This window comes from Bacillus sp. ISL-47, from assembly GCF_018613175.1.
GTDB lineage: Bacteria > Bacillota > Bacilli > Bacillales > Cytobacillaceae > Cytobacillus.
The window spans coordinates 65,982-82,902 of the sequence record NZ_JAGGQS010000019.1 but is presented as its reverse complement, the minus strand read 5'-3'; the positions used below and the strand labels follow the sequence as shown (position 1 = coordinate 82,902).

At 39.5% G+C, this 16,921-nt stretch carries 18 protein-coding genes; 7 read left to right on the top strand and 11 right to left on the bottom strand.

The window, feature by feature from the left end:
- Positions 1-3: 3 nt before the first annotated feature.
- The gene (locus J7I93_RS06735; protein WP_214724559.1) at positions 4-969 is read right to left on the bottom strand and encodes an NAD(P)H-dependent flavin oxidoreductase; all 966 of its coding nucleotides are present in this window, start codon (positions 967-969) and stop codon (positions 4-6) included.
- A gap of 231 nt (positions 970-1,200) precedes the next feature.
- On the opposite strand from J7I93_RS06735, the gene J7I93_RS06730 reads away from it, so the two are divergent.
- Positions 1,201-2,670 carry an aminotransferase class I/II-fold pyridoxal phosphate-dependent enzyme gene (locus tag J7I93_RS06730; protein WP_214724557.1) on the top strand — a complete coding sequence of 490 codons (1,470 nt, stop codon included), beginning with the start codon at positions 1,201-1,203 and terminating at the stop codon, positions 2,668-2,670.
- A 42-nt stretch (positions 2,671-2,712) separates the two neighbouring features.
- On the opposite strand, the gene J7I93_RS06725 is transcribed toward J7I93_RS06730, so the two are convergent.
- Together J7I93_RS06725 and J7I93_RS06720 are read right to left on the bottom strand one after the other, a co-directional pair.
- Positions 2,713-2,844, bottom strand: a complete 132-nt coding sequence (locus J7I93_RS06725) for a GapA-binding peptide SR1P (RefSeq protein ID WP_214724555.1) — start codon at positions 2,842-2,844, stop codon at positions 2,713-2,715.
- A 227-nt stretch (positions 2,845-3,071) separates the two neighbouring features.
- Positions 3,072-3,371 (bottom strand): DUF3055 domain-containing protein, encoded by a 300-nt coding sequence (locus J7I93_RS06720; RefSeq protein ID WP_214724553.1) that lies wholly within the window; start codon positions 3,369-3,371, stop codon positions 3,072-3,074.
- Positions 3,372-3,543: 172 nt separating this feature from the next.
- On the opposite strand from J7I93_RS06720, the gene J7I93_RS06715 reads away from it, so the two are divergent.
- A complete protein-coding gene (locus tag J7I93_RS06715) occupies positions 3,544-3,978 on the top strand; it encodes a DUF1885 family protein (protein ID WP_214724814.1) in 435 nt (144 codons plus the stop codon).
- A 76-nt stretch (positions 3,979-4,054) separates the two neighbouring features.
- Positions 4,055-4,402, top strand: coding sequence for a hypothetical protein (locus J7I93_RS06710; RefSeq protein WP_214724551.1), 348 nt, complete (start codon positions 4,055-4,057; stop codon positions 4,400-4,402).
- A 300-nt stretch (positions 4,403-4,702) separates the two neighbouring features.
- Here the strand turns inward: J7I93_RS06710 and J7I93_RS06705 are convergent, their stop codons facing one another.
- A complete protein-coding gene (locus J7I93_RS06705; RefSeq protein WP_214724549.1) occupies positions 4,703-5,569 on the bottom strand; it encodes a polysaccharide deacetylase family protein in 867 nt (288 codons plus the stop codon).
- Positions 5,570-5,817: 248 nt separating this feature from the next.
- Between J7I93_RS06705 and J7I93_RS06700 the strand changes: the two genes are divergently transcribed.
- Entirely contained in the window at positions 5,818-7,341 is a 1,524-nt protein-coding gene (locus J7I93_RS06700) for a glycine betaine uptake BCCT transporter (protein WP_214724547.1), read from the top strand.
- Between the two features lie 58 nt (positions 7,342-7,399).
- Here J7I93_RS06700 and J7I93_RS06695 read toward each other — a convergent pair whose 3' ends face one another.
- Positions 7,400-7,645 (bottom strand): hypothetical protein, encoded by a 246-nt coding sequence (locus J7I93_RS06695; RefSeq protein WP_214724545.1) that lies wholly within the window; start codon positions 7,643-7,645, stop codon positions 7,400-7,402.
- Positions 7,646-8,031: 386 nt separating this feature from the next.
- Here J7I93_RS06695 and J7I93_RS06690 point away from each other — a divergent pair, with 386 nt between their 5' ends.
- Positions 8,032-8,412 (top strand): small peptidoglycan-associated lipoprotein, encoded by a 381-nt coding sequence (locus J7I93_RS06690; RefSeq protein ID WP_214724543.1) that lies wholly within the window; start codon positions 8,032-8,034, stop codon positions 8,410-8,412.
- A 38-nt stretch (positions 8,413-8,450) separates the two neighbouring features.
- Here J7I93_RS06690 and lpdA read toward each other — a convergent pair whose 3' ends face one another.
- The 5 genes from lpdA to J7I93_RS06665 all read right to left on the bottom strand — a co-directional run bounded on the left by lpdA (position 8,451) and on the right by J7I93_RS06665 (position 14,870).
- Positions 8,451-9,860 (bottom strand): dihydrolipoyl dehydrogenase, encoded by a 1,410-nt coding sequence (lpdA, locus tag J7I93_RS06685; protein WP_214724541.1) that lies wholly within the window; start codon positions 9,858-9,860, stop codon positions 8,451-8,453.
- Positions 9,861-9,863: 3 nt separating this feature from the next.
- On the bottom strand, positions 9,864-11,210 hold the full coding sequence (locus J7I93_RS06680) for a dihydrolipoamide acetyltransferase family protein (RefSeq protein WP_214724540.1): 1,347 nt from the start codon (positions 11,208-11,210) through the stop codon (positions 9,864-9,866).
- A 91-nt stretch (positions 11,211-11,301) separates the two neighbouring features.
- Positions 11,302-12,279 carry an alpha-ketoacid dehydrogenase subunit beta gene (locus tag J7I93_RS06675; protein ID WP_214724538.1) on the bottom strand — a complete coding sequence of 326 codons (978 nt, stop codon included), beginning with the start codon at positions 12,277-12,279 and terminating at the stop codon, positions 11,302-11,304.
- A 3-nt stretch (positions 12,280-12,282) separates the two neighbouring features.
- Positions 12,283-13,398, bottom strand: coding sequence for a pyruvate dehydrogenase (acetyl-transferring) E1 component subunit alpha (gene pdhA, locus J7I93_RS06670; RefSeq protein ID WP_214724536.1), 1,116 nt, complete (start codon positions 13,396-13,398; stop codon positions 12,283-12,285).
- A gap of 803 nt (positions 13,399-14,201) precedes the next feature.
- Positions 14,202-14,870 carry a YkyA family protein gene (locus J7I93_RS06665; protein ID WP_214987936.1) on the bottom strand — a complete coding sequence of 223 codons (669 nt, stop codon included), beginning with the start codon at positions 14,868-14,870 and terminating at the stop codon, positions 14,202-14,204.
- Positions 14,871-15,153: 283 nt separating this feature from the next.
- Here J7I93_RS06665 and J7I93_RS06660 point away from each other — a divergent pair, with 283 nt between their 5' ends.
- Positions 15,154-15,294, top strand: coding sequence for a YjcZ family sporulation protein (locus tag J7I93_RS06660; protein WP_214724534.1), 141 nt, complete (start codon positions 15,154-15,156; stop codon positions 15,292-15,294).
- Positions 15,295-15,471: 177 nt separating this feature from the next.
- On the top strand, positions 15,472-16,023 hold the full coding sequence (gene def, locus J7I93_RS06655) for a peptide deformylase (protein ID WP_214724532.1): 552 nt from the start codon (positions 15,472-15,474) through the stop codon (positions 16,021-16,023).
- 106 nt (positions 16,024-16,129) lie between these two features.
- On the opposite strand, the gene J7I93_RS06650 is transcribed toward def, so the two are convergent.
- Positions 16,130-16,900: a Cof-type HAD-IIB family hydrolase gene (locus J7I93_RS06650; RefSeq protein WP_214724530.1), complete on the bottom strand. Its 771-nt coding sequence runs from the start codon at positions 16,898-16,900 to the stop codon at positions 16,130-16,132.
- Positions 16,901-16,921 lie beyond the last annotated feature (21 nt).

The following is a 16,921-nucleotide window of genomic DNA, read 5'->3' as shown; positions in this document are numbered from 1 at the left end:
GCTTTATATTGACTCAGCCCATTTTTTTCGGACGCTTTCCCCTTCAGCTACCATCCTCTGAATTAACTCATCAACAGTCGGCACATCCTTGATTAATCCCATTACCTGGCCAGCCCATGCGAAACCTTCATGGTCTTTCCCCTCATGAATATATTTCTTATTAGCATTCCCGCTTATGTAATTCTTTAATTGTTCATAACTGCCGTTTTGTTTTTCTATTTCGAGGATTTTATCTGTCCAAGGGTTTGCAATTACCCTGGCAGGAGCGCCAATTGTTCTTTTTATAACAACTGTATCATTTTCTGTTCCTTCCACCAGACGGTTTTTATATAACTCGGATGCATGAACGCACTCTTTTGTCGCCACAAATCTCGTTCCCATTTCAATCCCTTCTGCTCCAAGACTTAGCGCAGCCATCATTCCTCTGCCATCCCCGATGCCTCCTGATGCTATAACAGGAATGGATACAGCATCAACCACTTGAGGAACGAGGACAAAGGTTCCGATATCATCCCTGCCTAAATGTCCTCCCCCTTCCTGGCCGACGACCATTACTGCATCGGCACCTAACTCTTCCGCCTTTATTGCCTGCCTTTTGGCTGCTACAAGAACAAGTTTCTTAACATTTATACCTTTCAATTGTTCAAAAATGGGGGCAGGGTTTCCACCTGTCATAGATATTACCGGAACTTCTTCTTCAATAGCAATATCCAGATATTCAGCAAATGACCTGCCGTGCTGCCCAATAGCAAAATTAACCCCGAAAGGCTTGTCTGTCAATGTCTTTACTCTTTGGATTTCTTCTTTGAGTTTTCCTGGGCTGCTTAGAGACATTGCTGTTACCTGCCCTAGCCCGCCTGCATTTGAAACGGCAGCAGCCAAATCAGAATAAGCGAGATGTGCAAGCCCTCCCTGAATGATAGGATATTGAATATTTAGCATTTCTGTAACCCTTGTGTTCCAATTCATAATTACAACCTCCATTCGTCAATATTCTTCTATTTCTATTTTTATGTTTTAATTTCCTGTTAACTTCTAAAACTAAAAAGAAAGCAGAAAATTTTAGCCAGGGGAATTGTCTGGCCCATATGGTTGCAGAACGATAAATCTTTCTATGCAAAGGGATTGAATAATGCTATAATGCAAATGTTTTATAACATGATCAAATTGAAATATTAACTAAAGAGGTGTGGGAATAAGTTGTCTCAATATAATACACCGTTATTCAGCGGTTTACTTGCACACGCAAAAAAGGATCCGGTGCAGTTTCACATACCAGGGCATAAAAAAGGCACTGGAATTGACCCGGAATTTAGAGAATATATTGGAGATAATGCTCTTGCAATCGACCTGATCAATATCGGTCCGCTTGATGATCTCCATCAGCCAAAAGGAATTATTAAAGAAGCCCAGGACCTTGCTGCAGAGGCATTTGGAGCTGATAGAACATTCTTCTCCGTACAGGGAACAAGCGGAGCCATCATGACGATGGTTATGGCGGTATGCGGTCCTGGAGATAAAATTATCGTTCCTCGGAATGTTCATAAATCCGTTATGTCTGCTATTGTTTTCTCGGGTGCAACGCCAATTTTCATTCATCCCGAGATCGATGAAAAACTGGGTATATCACACGGAATTACTACTGAATCTGTATCGAAGGCCCTTGAACTCCATCCAGACGCTAAGGGAGTTCTGGTTATAAATCCAACATATTTCGGCATTTCAGCTGATTTAAAGAAAATTGTAGACATAGCCCATTCCTATAATGTGCCAGTCCTCGTTGATGAAGCACATGGAGTGCATATCCATTTCCATGACGAGCTGCCATTATCTGCTATGCAGGCTGGAGCAGATTTAGCAGCTACCTCGGTTCATAAACTGGGAGGGTCTATGACGCAAAGCTCTGTTTTAAACATGAAAGGAAACCTTGTTTCGGCCAAAAGGGTACAATCCATTTTAAGTATGCTGACGACTACTTCTACTTCCTATTTATTGCTTGCTTCATTGGATGTTGCCAGAAAACGCCTTGCCACTGAGGGCAAGGCGCTTATTGGCCAAACTATAGAATTGGCACAATCAATCCGCCGGCGCATAAATGATATCGATCGATTATATTGCGTTGGAGAAGAAATATTGGAAACGCAAGCTGCCCATGACTATGATCCGACAAAATTGATCATTTCAGTCAAGGAACTTGGCATGAACGGTTTTGATGTTGAAAATTGGCTTCGCGAAAAACATAATATCGAAGTTGAAATGTCCGATTTATATAACATCCTTTGTATCATCACACCAGGAGATACGCAAAAGGAAGCCGACATTTTAGTATCTGCTCTTGCCGAACTTGCGAAAGAGCGCGAAGGAAATACGGAAAAACTTGAAACTCAAGTGCTGCTGCCTGATATTCCAGTCTTATCCTTAACGCCTCGCGATGCCTTTTATGCTGATACAGAACTGGTGCCATTTGATGAATCAGAAGGAAGAATTATAGCTGAATTCATCATGGTCTATCCGCCCGGCATACCGATTTTTATCCCAGGGGAAATCATTACAAAAGAAAATCTTTGGTATATTAAAACAAATATGGAAGCCGGTCTTCCAGTACAAGGACCTGAGGATTATGATTTCAAATTCCTGCGCGTCATTGAAGAACATCGTGCCATACGATAAAGCAAAAGAGCCTTTCCTTTATGGAATAGGCTCTTTTTATTATTAGCGGTTATTAGCTTTGTCTGTTTTTTCTCCGTCACAGCAGTTGCATTGTTTAGAATACAAAACCGTTACTTTTTCATCCTCAAAGTGATCGATAGTTGAATTGCAAGCCTGGCATACGATTGTACCCATCTTTTCATTCTCCTTTTCATTGAGTTTTTTATTTAAACTGAAAGCGCTTAACTTCTTAATTCAATAATAATATAACACTATTAATATTTCAAGCCTAATTGTATAACATATTTAAAGTATTTTTTGGTATTTTACATTTCATCAGGCACGTGTTCCTTCCTTATTAGTATGTCACAATATAAAAAAGCAGACCTAAGTGTCTGCTTTTTTATAAGAATCCTTATACATTATTCATATTGTGTTTCAAAACGGGCACCCGGTATAGCTTCTTTGAAAAACTCACTCAAATCCGCTGCCTGTTCATATAAATCAAGCTTAAATGCCTTTTGTAAGTATTCAATGTCTTCGAGATCTTTTGGGTCGAGGAGAGTGGAGCGGCCTGTTTGCATACAAATAACCAGAGGCTTTGAAAAGAAGAGATTGGTATAAACGATGCCAAAATCATAACGGGTTGTTTCAGTTGTAAAACCAACAAATCGAACATTAACATTTTCATGCTCATCGTAGAGCTTCTCGAAAAACTCCATATTATTCCTCCTTTTTAATTTAATATTTAGAATATTATTATAATTCAATTTCCCAATTTTGACAAGTATTTTAAATTTTCCTTCCTATTTTAAGTTGTCATAAGATTTTAATCAGTGCTAGAATGAAATAGGATGTTCATACCACACTATTTGGGATAATGGGGGGAAGATGATGGCAGCTAATGCATATATAAAGCTTGTTCCTTCATCAGATAAGGAAAGGATCACAACTGAAGAGATTAAAGAACTATTTTTGTATTTTAAAGACATTACAGGTAAAACAGGTGACCAGATTAAGTGGGAATATGATGATGCCGCTTTTCCTTATGAAATTAAAGAAAAGCCTGAAGGAAAAGGCAGCTGGTTTTACCTTTTGTCAAACCATGACCGCTATAATGCTATTATACTCGGTGTGGATAAAGAAATGGTCAGAGTAGAAGATGGTTCTGAAAGAGAGCAAACCTACATACAAGTAACATTGCCAGAAAACGCTACGTTTGGTGATAAGGGGAAAGCCAACGAATTCTGCAAATTCCTTGCTAAAAAGCTCAAAGGGGAATTGCATTTATTTAATGGAAGAGTTATGTATTTCTATCCCAGAAAATAAAAAAAATAGATTTATTAAAGAGAACAGCTCCAAAGCTGTTCTTATTCTATTTATACATAAACCCAAGAGGTGAAACATGATCAGCAAAAAGGTTATTATTATCGTAATATTAAGCTTGGCGTTTACTATAATATCTCCATTTATTTTTCACTCGTATTATGAGCGGAAACCGGAAAGCACCCATCAAAATATTGAGTTCGGTGCACCATTTCCTTTCGCGGAACAAACAACATCCTTCCCTGAGGATTCCTATTCTTATCCGCTGGAAGTAAAATTTTCATCTCCGTTTGAAAAAGAAACGGGCTACAAAGCTGTACCTTTTCTTTTTTCTTTCTTTAGTTACTTTTTATTGTTCTTTCCCCTTTACACTATTTTTTCAAGATATTTTACTGGGAAACCAAAGAAGGAAGAGGAGTCAAACTAGAGACTCCTCTTCCTTCTTTTAGGCTCTTTTCTAAAGGCTGTTTTCGCAAACTTTGTTGCTTTTAAACAAGTAATGATTTCCGCTCCAGGATGCTCAGCGAACGAGGGGCGGGCGGTGAGCCTCCTCGGCACGCAGCGCCTGTGGGGTCTCACCTGTCCCACTCCTCCCGCTGGAGTCTCGCACCTTACGCTCCAATCAACCAAACTTACTTAACAATATTTTTATTTATGGACTCTATCTAAAAGCAACAATCTTTTAGAAAAGAGCTTTTCTAAAAGATTCAGTAATCAAATCAATACTTTATTGAACCGTTTTAATTCGTGCTGGGTTTGCCATTTCATATCCTTTATTTTGGAGTCCTTTTACAATATCCTCTAGAGCTTCCTTTGTCCATTGCCTGTCATGCATCAATAAATTGGCACCCTCCACTAAATATGGAGAATTGACCATTATGTCTGTCAGAGCCTCTTTGGATTGATATTCTTTTTCCCAATCATACCCATAAGTCCAATTCATAACGAGCATTTTTTCATCCTGTGCGATCTTTTTGCTGTAATCTGTATTGGAACCAAAAGGAGCTCTAAAAAATTTTGGCCTTTGTCCAATTATGTCTTCAATTTCATCATTCAGACCGACAATTTCTTTAAATTGCTGTTCCTCTGAAAGGTCTTTCAGATTTTGGTGGCTATATGTGTGATTGCCAATTGGAAAGCCAAGATTATGAATGGCTTTCAGTACGGCTGCCTCTTCTGGCGTATCGATAAAATGTCCGTTTACAAAAAAGATTGCCGGTGCACCCAGCTTCTTTAAGATTTCAGCCATTTGGAGCGCGTATGTATCAGGAGCGTCATCAATCGTTAATAGAACAACTTTTGAATTTGCATTTTTTATAGGTTCAATGGTCCAATTGTTCTCATTTAGCTGATATTCCGTTTCAACGGCTGCTACAGTTTCCTGGCTTGTTTCATTATTAACGTTATCTTCTTTGTTATTGCTTCCTTCGTTCGCCTGTATATTTGTTTCCTGCTCAGAATTGCTTACTTCCGTTTCTTCTTCAATTTCTTCTTGTTCCTTTTTGACTGTTGCTGCCTCTTCCTTTTTTACAGTACCGCATGCAGACAGAAACAGAATGAAAGAAAATAGTATCATAACCCCTGCTTTTTTCATGTTGCCCTCCTTTAATGCATATTTCTTTTCAGTCAACCCAATAAGTGGTATTATCAACAATGGTATTCAAAGAGCCAAAGAGTTGTTCCCCTACTCACTCCTTACCCTTACCCACTGCATTTACACGAAATAGGTTCGATATGAACATTATAAAACATTTTTCCTATTTTCTTAACAGCCAGGGAGTTTTACACAATTTTTTTATCAGGGTAAAAAATATTACAATTGAAAACATATGGAGGGATTTGATGAAGAAACTGACACCCGTATTTACGGTCTCAGTCATATTCACAGCATTATTTATTTTATGGGGACTTGTCCCGCAAAGTGTTTTGCCGAATGGAAACCTTGACTCAGTCACACAGAACATTCAAGGATTCATACTAGAGAAATTTGGCTGGTTTTATTTATTATCAGCTTCAGCCTTTTTAATTTTTTCTATCCTATTAATATTCACCAAGTACGGAAATATTCGCTTAGGGAAAGATGCTGACAGACCAGAATATAATTATCTAACTTGGTTTGCTATGCTTTTCAGCGCCGGAATGGGGATCGGCCTTGTATTTTGGGGAGTGGCGGAACCAATGTACCATTATTATGCCCCTCCATTTTCAGAAGGGCAGACCCCTGATGCTGCAAGAGCAGCAATGAGATATTCCTTTTTCCACTGGGGACTCCATCCATGGGCGATTTATACAGTAATTGCGCTTGCTCTTGCCTATTTTCAATTTAGAAAAGGAGCGCCAGGAGTTATTAGCTCAATATTAAGACCTGTTTTAGGCGACCGTGTTGATGGCCCTCTGGGCGTGATCATTAATTTCATCGCCGTTTTTGCTACTGTATTTGGTGTTGCAACCTCTTTGGGTCTTGGAGCTATACAAATTACAGGGGGACTTTCTGCAACATTTGCCGGAATCGATAATAATATTGCTACCCAGTTAACGGTTATTGCCATCGTTACCATCCTATTTATGCTTTCTGCGCAAACAGGTTTAAATAAAGGAATAAAATACTTAAGTAATTTAAACATTATCTTAGCTATAGGTTTAATGATGTTCCTGCTGTTTGTAGGTCCTACAAATTTTATTATGGATCTATTTACAACAACCATCGGCTCTTACCTTCAAAACCTGCCTTCTATGAGCTTCAGATTAAGCCCTTTTGATCAGGAACTAACATGGTTCCAGGATTGGACGATCTTTTATTGGGCATGGTGGATTGCATGGGCACCATTTGTCGGAACCTTTATAGCCCGTATCTCCAGAGGAAGAACCATCCGGGAATTTGTGATCGGCGTACTTGCCGTTCCTACCATTTTCGGGGCTCTGTGGTTTTCTGTTTTCGGCGGAACCGGAATATACCTTGAATTTTTTGAAGCAAAACCAGTAATGGATTCAATTGAACAACAAGGAATGGAAGTCGCTTTATTTACTGTTTTTGATAACTTTCCTTTCTCAACCGTTCTATCCTTATTGGCTATTTTCTTAATCAGCACCTTCTTTATCACATCTGCAGACTCCGCCACCTTCGTTCTTGGCATGCAGACAACTAACGGGAGCCTAAACCCTTCCAACAGAATAAAATTTGTATGGGGAATAATCCAATCTGCCTCAGCAGCTATACTATTATGGACAGGTGGATTGGAGGCACTTCAAAGAGCTTCTATAATCGCAGCACTGCCTTTTACAATCATCATGCTTCTGATTGTTGTTTCACTTATAAAGGCATTTAAAGAAGAAATCATTCCCGATCGAAAAGTGCATAAATCATAGAAAAAGCAGGCACCTATGAGGACAGGTGCCTGCTTTTCTTTTGTCTGATCGGATTACATCACCAATGACTGAGGTATGACATAGCCAAATGAAAAGAGCCATATAAGCTTAGACTCATTAGTGTTACCATTAATGTTTTTTTTGTCGATTTAATAATCCAATTCCCAATATTTATTGCCAAGTAGAAAAACACAAAAAACATAATAACTTTGTATACAAGCTGGTCATATTTCGACAGCCATTCAATGAATGTATAACCGCTCCAAATAATCAGCTGAAGCAAGAGAGCTGTATAAATCTTCATTTTTCCCACCACCACATTTTATCATCCATTTCCCTTTTAAAAGACTATGTTAAACCTGGCTCTCGACTGTCACTCCCGACAACATGGGCTAAAATCACAACTGAGCCGAGCACATCCTTTAATAAAGGAAACACTGTGTGTTTGTAATATATGTTTAAAATGAAAATCTTATTTTTCATTTCTGTAACATTTGAATGACAAGCCAAAATAATAATAATCTGTATGATAAAATACTCATTATTATGAGGTAAAGGCTTCAAATAATTGCCGAACTGTTAGCTAAATGGAAAATCATAAAGACTTTTATACTATAAAAAATATACACTTTAATTTGAACTGTCTTCTATTCGTTTTATGGAATCTTTTATAAAGTGAGGGCAATGGATATGAAAGGTCTGCCGCTTTTAATAATCGTTTCTCTCTTGTTTGTGACCTCTTCATGCAATCATAAAGAAGCAAAGAAAGAACTGATAATTGACAACAGTGTTAAACAAATTATCTTCTTTTCCAATCATAAACAATACGAGCAAGAAGTCTCTTATTATGATGCAATCATCGAATTAAAGAGAAGCTTTCCGGAAGAAATAAAAAAAATGAAAATTATCACTGCATCAGAATCAAAAAATTATTATAACAATTATGAGGTTGAAAACTGTCCGGCGATTTTACTTGTGTATCAAGATGAAGTGCTTGTTGAGATAAAAGGTAATGTTCCAAAAGAACAAATTGTTAAACCTATGGCGCACGCGTTGGATAGTGGCAGCTAAAATAAAAAAAATCCTTCCCGAAATGGGAAGGATTTTTTTTATTTTACGATATGAATAGGACTGCCAATAGCAACTTCTGCTGCTTCCATTGTGATTTCACCTAATGTTGGGTGAGCATGAATCGTCATAGCCAGATCTTCTGCAGTCATTCCAGCTTCAATAGCCAATCCAAGTTCAGCAATCATATCAGATGCACTTGCACCCGCAATTTGAGCACCAATTACAAGTCCATCTTCTTTACGTGTAACAAGCTTTAAGAAACCATCAGTTGAGTCGAGCGCAAGCGCACGTCCGTTAGCTGCAAATGGGAACTTCGCTGCTGTTACTTCAATTCCTTCTTCTTTTGCCTGTTGTTCTGTATAACCAACTGATGCTAATTCAGGCTCAGAAAATACAACAGCAGGAATTGCTAGATAATCAATTTCTGAATTATGGCCAGCAATTGCTTCTGCTGCGATTTTACCTTCGTAAGAAGCTTTATGAGCTAATTGAGGACCTTCAACAATATCACCGATCGCATAAATATTGCTCACATTTGTACGGCAATGTTTATCGATTTCAATAACACCGCGTTCACTCATCTTAATGCCGACCTGTTCTAAACCTAGTTCATCTGTATTTGGACGTCGTCCAACCATTACAAACACATAATCTGCATCAAGTGATTTTTCTTCGCCTTTTTCTTCGAACTTAACGGTAACCCCATTTTCATTCTCTTCAACACCTTTAGCAAGTGCTTTCGTAATGAATTCAACGCCTTTTTTCTTTAGGTTCCGTTTTACAAGAGAAGTCATTTGCTTCTCAAATCCGACCAGGATATCATCAGCACCCTCAAGGATGGTCACTTGTGAACCAAAGTTCGCATAAGCACCTCCAAGTTCAATCCCAATAACACCGCCGCCAATTACAACGATTTTTTCTGGAATTTCTTGAAGTGCAAGTGCACCTGTTGAATCTAGAACACGTTTGGAGTATTTAAAAGCAGGCAGTTCAATCGGACGTGAACCAGTTGCAATGATAGCATTTTTAAACGTGTATGTTTGTGCTGAATTGTCATCCATAACACGAAGGGTGTTACTGTCAACAAAGTAAGCTTCACCACGAACGATGTCAACTTTATTCCCCTTTAACAGGCCTTCTACTCCACCAGTAAGTTTCTTAACGACACCGGATTTAAATTCTTGAACTTTTGTAAAGTCAACTTTTACGTTTTCAGCTGTAATACCCATCGCTTCTGAGTGCATAGCTGTTTCGTAGCGGTGTCCTGCTGCGATTAACGCCTTTGAAGGAATACATCCAACGTTTAAGCAAACACCGCCCATATTTGCTTTTTCTACAATTGTAACCTTCTGTCCAAGCTGCGCTGCGCGGATAGCTGCAACATATCCTCCTGGACCTGCTCCAATGACTATAGTGTCTGTTTCAATAGGGAAATCTCCTACTACCATTTATTACGCCTCCATTAACAATAGTTCTGGATCGTTCAGTAAACGTTTGATGTGGTTTAGTGCATTCTGTGCAGTTGCTCCATCAATGATTCTGTGGTCAAAGCTTAAAGACAATGCCAATACTGGTGCAGCAACAATTTCGCCATCTTTTACGACCGGCTTTTCAGCAATTCGGCCAATACCAAGAATGGCAACCTCAGGGTGATTGATAACTGGAGTAAACCATTGTCCGCCTGCAGACCCGATATTTGTGATTGTGCATGAAGCACCTTTCATTTCATCCGGAGCAAGCTTTCCATCACGAGCTTTTCCAGCAAGTTCGTTAATTTCGTTTGAAATTGCAAATGTAGATTTGCGGTCTGCATCCTTTACAACCGGTACAAGAAGACCTTTCTCCGTATCAGCTGCAATTCCAATGTTGTAGTAATGCTTGTGGATGATTTCACCTGCAGCATCATCAATGGATGTATTTAATGCAGGGAATTCACGCAATGCACTTGTTAATGCCTTTACCACATATGGAAGGAATGTAAGCTTGATTCCTTTATTAGCTGCGATTTCTTTAAACTTCTTGCGGTGAGCAACAAGCTTAGTTACATCAATTTCATCCATTAATGTAACGTGTGGAGCAGTATGCTTGGAGTTTACCATAGCCTTGGCAATGGCTTTGCGGATTCCGCTCATCTTCTCGCGAGTTTCCGGATATTGTCCAGCAGGAATCGCCTGTGCAGCTGCAGGTGCAGTTTCTTTTGCTTCAGCTTTTGGTGCAGCTTCCTGAGCAGGGGCTTCAGCAGCTTGTGCACCACCATTCAGGTATGCATCAATGTCAGCTTTTTGAATGCGCCCATTTTTGCCGCTTCCAGCCACCTGGCGTATGTCCACGCCTTTGTCACGAGCGTACTTTCTAACAGAAGGCATCGCAATAATGCGGCGGTTAGGATCAACATCAGCCTGAGAAATAACTGCTCCTTCTTTAGGTGCATCCTGTGCAGGAGCTTCTTCTTTCTTCACGTCCTGGCCAGCTTCAGCTGTTGCCTGTACTTGCGCTTCTGTTTTTTCTTCTTTAGGAGCCTCATCTTCATGGTCTCCCTTGAATTTAAGGTCCTCATATCCAGGAGCATCAAACGTAATTAAGACCTGCCCTACAGTTGCAACTGTTCCTTCTTCAACAAGAATTTCTTCGACTTTACCTTTAACAGGGGAAGGAATTTCAACAACTGCTTTATCGTTTTGAACCTCACAAAGCACGTCATCTTCTTGTACTTCATCGCCTGGCTTTACAAACCACTTGACGATTTCACCTTCATGGATACCTTCACCAATATCAGGCAATCTAAATTGGAATGCCAATGGAATTCAACCTCCTATTATTTCGTTCGTTCATTCATAATAAAACACGTCAGGGGGATATTTTCCCCCTTGTGTTATCCGTTATACATAATTAAAATTCAAGAACCTTTTTAGCTGTTTCGATTACATCTTTATAGTTTGGCAGCCACACTGTTTCAGCTTGCGGGAAAGCAAATACAGTATCTGGAGCCGCTACACGAAGGACTGGAGCTTCAAGGCTCAGGATTGCACGGTCATTGATTTCAGCAACCACATTTGCTGCAACACCTGCTTGCTTCTGTGCTTCCTGAACAACAATAGCTCTTCCTGTTTTCTCAACAGAAGCAATAATTGTATCGATATCAAGCGGAGCAACTGTGCGCAAATCGATTACTTCAACAGATTTTCCTTCTTTTTCAAGCTCTTCAGCCGCTTTTAATGACTCATGAACCATTGCGCCATAAGTGACAATGGTAAGGTCTGAGCCTTCTCTTTTTACTTCTGCCTTGCCAAGCGGAATTGAATAATCCTCTTCTGGCACTTCCTGACGGAAAGAACGGTATAATTTCATGTGCTCAAGGAAGATAACAGGATCGTTATCGCGGATAGCTGAAATCAGCAGGCCTTTTGCATCATATGGAGTTGATGGAATAACAACCTTTAATCCCGGCTGCTGAGCCATAAGACCTTCAAGGCTGTCCGCGTGCATTTCAGGAGTATGTACGCCTCCTCCGAATGGTGAGCGGATTGTAACCGGTGCACTGTATCTTCCTCCGGAACGGTAACGCATACGCGCCAGCTGGCCGGAAATAGAATCCATTACTTCATAAACGAAGCCAAAGAATTGAATTTCTGGAACTGGACGGAAGCCCTGTAAACCAAGACCGACTGCCAGACCGCCGATTCCGGATTCAGCTAGTGGTGTATCAAATACACGCTCTTCGCCAAATTCTTTTTGAAGGCCTTCGGTAGCACGGAAAACGCCGCCGTTTACGCCTACATCTTCACCGAATACTAAAACATTCGGATCGTTACGCAATTCTGTGCGCAGGGCATCAGTAATTGCCTGAATCATTGTCATTTGCGCCATGGCTTACTTCGACTCCTTTTCTTTATAAATTTCAAATTGTTCTTTTAGGTTGTGAGGCATTTCTTCATACATGATTTTCATTAAGTCAGTTACTTTTTGCTTAGGTGTATCATCAGCCTTCTTAATGGCTTCTTTAATATCATCCTTCGCTTTTTCAATAACTTCGTTTTCCATATCTTCGTTCCAGATTCCCTTGTCTTCAAGGAACTTGCGGAAACGAACAAGAGGATCTTTCTTTTCCCACTCGTTATCAAGATCTGATGTACGGTAGCGAGTTGGATCATCCCCTGCCATTGTGTGTGGTCCATAACGGTAAGTAAGCGTTTCAATAAGAGTTGGGCCTTCACCGTTTATTGCGCGCTCACGAGCTTCGCGCACTGCAGCATATACAGCAAGCGGGTCCATACCATCAACCTGGATACCAGGAATTCCTGCAGCAACTGCTTTTTGTGCAATGGTTTTAGCAGCAGATTGTTTCTCAACTGGAGTTGAAATAGCAAATCGGTTATTTTGAACGATAAAGATTGCCGGTGCTTTGAATGCTCCTGCAAAGTTAATTCCTTCGTAAAAGTCACCCTGTGAGGCACCGCCGTCACCAGTGTAAGTAATGGCAACTTTCTTTTCGCCGCGCTTTTTCATGCCAAGTGCCACACCCGCAGTTTGGATGTATTGAGCACCAATAATAATTTGAGGAGCAATAACATTTACACCTTCAGGGATATTTCCGCCTTCATAGTGTCCTCTTGACCAAAGGAAAGCCTGGTATAGAGGAAGGCCGTGCCAAATAATTTGAGGCACATCACGGTAGCCAGGAAGAATGAAATCTTCTTTTTCCAATGCAAATTGAGAAGCAAGCTGTGAAGCCTCTTGTCCTGCTGTTGGTGCATAGAAGCCTAAACGGCCTTGTCTGTTTAGTGAAATAGAGCGCTGGTCAAGAATGCGTGTATATACCATGCGGCGCATTAATTCCTGCAGTTGCTCGTCGCTTAAGTCAGGCATTGCTGATTCATTAACAACCTTGCCTTCTTCACTTAAAATTTGTAGAGTTTGGAACTGTTCTTCAACTGTTTCGAGCTGTTTTTTCGCGTCGAATTGTGCCTTCTTTGTTTTCGAAGCCATATCAGTCACCCTTTCCTTTCATAAAAAGACGTTAATTAAGAGTTTTTATACACAAAATTTAGGTTACCCAAAATGAAGCCATATTAGAAAAATCCTATTAATACTAATTAATTTTTTCTATCAGGCGCTGTGCTTTATAAAGTATCTCTTAATAGCAGAAATCTTAATTCTGCCAAATGCATACTTTTAATTAGTTTTCCACAGATCTTAACTAAAAAAACGTCTTTCTGTTCATCCTTAACTATCATATTCTGTATTAGTTTAATTTGCAACTAAATTGATACAGAATTATTTACGAGAATAAGTTTAATATACCTATGACACGTACGTCAATTACCTTGTCTTATGTTTTTACATTGTAATCATACTTTTTATATACTTTCACAAAATCAAAACTGTATTATCTATAGTACCTCACCTGTACTATAAAAATCTTCTAAACCTGCTTGTGTTATAGTAAAGTTACTCCGTGTAGTATTATTCTGAAAAAATAAAAAAAGGCTGCTGCCCTATCCTTTTTTTCTGAAGAACTAAATCAAAGTGATATATACCTTGGATCCACCTTTGAAATAAAAAGGCTCTTTTCTTAAGGATTGTTGTTTCTGGACTATAAAGCTTGCCCATTGATTTCCGCTCCAGTCACGCATTGAAGCGGGGAGGAGCAGAGCTCCTCGGCGTTTCACGCCTGGGTCTCCCGCTCCCTCTCTTCCCGAAGGACATTGAATAAGCTTCCTCGAATAAGCAACAAACTTTACGAAAACAGCCAATAGAAAAGCCGGCAATTTATTTTGCCGGCTCCACCCTTAATCTTCTGTTTTAATTTCAAGCCCTGCTTCTTTATAAAAAGATAGCTTTGCTTCATTGTATTCTTCCGTTTTTTCGTTGAACTGCTTATTTGAAGCCAGTATTTTTTCATACATATCGTTTATTTTGCTGATTTGCTCTTCCAGCTGTTCAAGTGAAAGGTCTTCCTTCTTAAACATCGCATAAAGCTCTTTATCATATTCAAGCGCTTTGGAATAGTCTTTATAAAGCACATCGTGGATTTTATATCTTTCCATCATAATTTCATACAATAATTTGGACTTTTCCTTTACCTTTTTATCCTCTATTTCCTCTATAATAGGCAATAAAGTTTCAAATTCCACTTTAGATGCCTGGATGCTCTCCTGCTCTTTTTCCATGTGATCCTTCCTTTGATCGACTATGGAAGATGCTTCATCTGAAAGCTTTGTAATTTCGTCAAATTCCTTCATTCCCAGGGCAATAATTCTATCGTATAAATCCTTTTCTTTTTTCTCCAGGTTTACAAGCGGATCCTGCTGCTCCTCAAAAGTTTTCTCTTTTGCCACTACGTTTTCAAGAATCTCATACATTTTTTCCTCTGGAGTGGGCTGATTCATACAGCCTGTCAGGAAAATAGCACCTATGGATAAAACCAGCAACAGGCGGCATTTGCTAAAAATAGACACGATGATACCTCCTTACTTCTAACAATTTTAACTATATCGGTACTTGCACCATTTGACAATAGCCTATTGGAATGACAAATTTTGTCGAGTTTCACTCACACCTCTCTATCAGCTTGTCCTTTCCTGGAGCTTTTGCCTTTTTTAATCTATTCATTTCGTTTTTCCTTTATGACTTGGGCAAAGGCCTACACCAAACATCTTCTCTCACATAGGCTATATTAATCGTCCGATGCGACTAACAAAAAAATATGGACGATAATCTACTTTAGGGAGGTTATCCTTCATGTACGGATATGGCGGATACGGTTCTGGCTGCTGTTATCCAGGAGCTGTTGCAGGTGCTGGTTACGGCAGAGGTTTTGCGTTGATTGTTGTTTTGTTTATTCTTTTGATCATTGTTGGCTGCGCTTGCTGGAAATTTTAATTTTTGGAGAAGGTGCCCTTGGTGCCTTCTCTAATTAACTTTTTCACAGCACTCTGTTAGACTAAAGAAAACAACAGTAGCATATGAGCTGGATTTGGCACCTGCATCCATGCACTTTTTTTATGCTTATCCTTGCTTGCTCCACACACACTAATTACATAGCGGGAGTGATTATTCATGCTGAGCATGAAAGATATAATACGCGATGGTCATCCTACCTTAAGGCAAATTGCCTCAGAAGTGAGCATTCCTCCATCCGAGGGAGATCAACAAATATTAAAAGATATGCTTGAGTATGTAAGAAACAGCCAAAGCCCTGAATTGGCTTCGAGATATGGATTGAGGCCTGGAATAGGCTTAGCGGCACCCCAAATAAATATTCCTAAACGAATGATTGCTGTACATGTAACAGATAATAATGAGCTTTTAAGTTATGCTCTCTTCAACCCAAAGATTGTTAGCCATTCTGTACAACGTTCTTATTTAGCTGCAGGTGAAGGCTGTTTATCGGTTGATGAATCCATACCCGGTTTTGTTCCCAGGTATGCAAAAGTAACAGTAAAAGGTACAGACCTTGAAGGAAAAGAAGTAAAGCTTCGATTAAAGGGGCTGCCTGCAATTGTATTTCAGCATGAGATAGACCATTTGAACGGCATCATGTTTTACGACCATATTAATAAACAAAATCCGTTTCTTCCAATTGAAAATGCCATAGCAATTGAAAGATAATCAATTTCTCCATATTAATGTTGCGTGGCATATAATAAAGGGAAGTCCACCTTGCATCAGGACTTCCCTTTATTAGTGGCTCTGTTAAAAAAAGTTTTATTTACAGCTAAATTAATTGAAGCTCTTTCAATCCATTCCATATTCCTTCTTTATCGACCGAAGCTGTAACCCGGTCAGCTGCTTTTTTTACTACATCTGCTGCATTGCCCATAGCCACCCCGGTACCCACAGCATTCAGCATCTCAATATCATTTAAGCCATCTCCAAAAGCGTATACATCCTTCAAATCAAAGCCCAGCCGTTCAATCATTTTTTTAATTCCTTCAGCTTTAGAGCCTCCCGCAGGCAAAACGTCTACCGAGTAAGGATGCCATCTGATAAAACCAAAATCCGGATATTCTGAAAAATACATGTGTTCGTCTTTTTCCTCGCAAAAAAGCAATGACTGATATAACTCCCTGCCTTTAAAGAAGGCCTTATCCTCTTCTGGATGGGGAAACTTAAGACTTCCCATGCTTTTTTCTATAAACTCGTGATGCCGGATTGTAGATTTCATGGTTTTTTCATTCATAAATACAAGCGGATGCCCGTTTTCCTGAGCATGTTTGTAAAGCAATTCAATTTCAGATGTTTTTAAAGGGTTACGGTAAATAGCTTCATTCTCAAAAACTACGTATTGTCCGTTAAAGCTGACAAATGAATCAATATCAAGCTCATCCCTTAGGCTTTCGAACATAAAAGGGGCTCTCCCGGTCGCGATGGCCACAAATGTTCCATTCTTTTTCAACTGTTCTATAGCTTCCTTTGTACTGTCAGGGAGCTTTTTATCAAAATCCAATAAGGTCCCGTCAATATCGAAGAAAACAATTTTTTTCATATCTACAAACTTCCTTTCGTG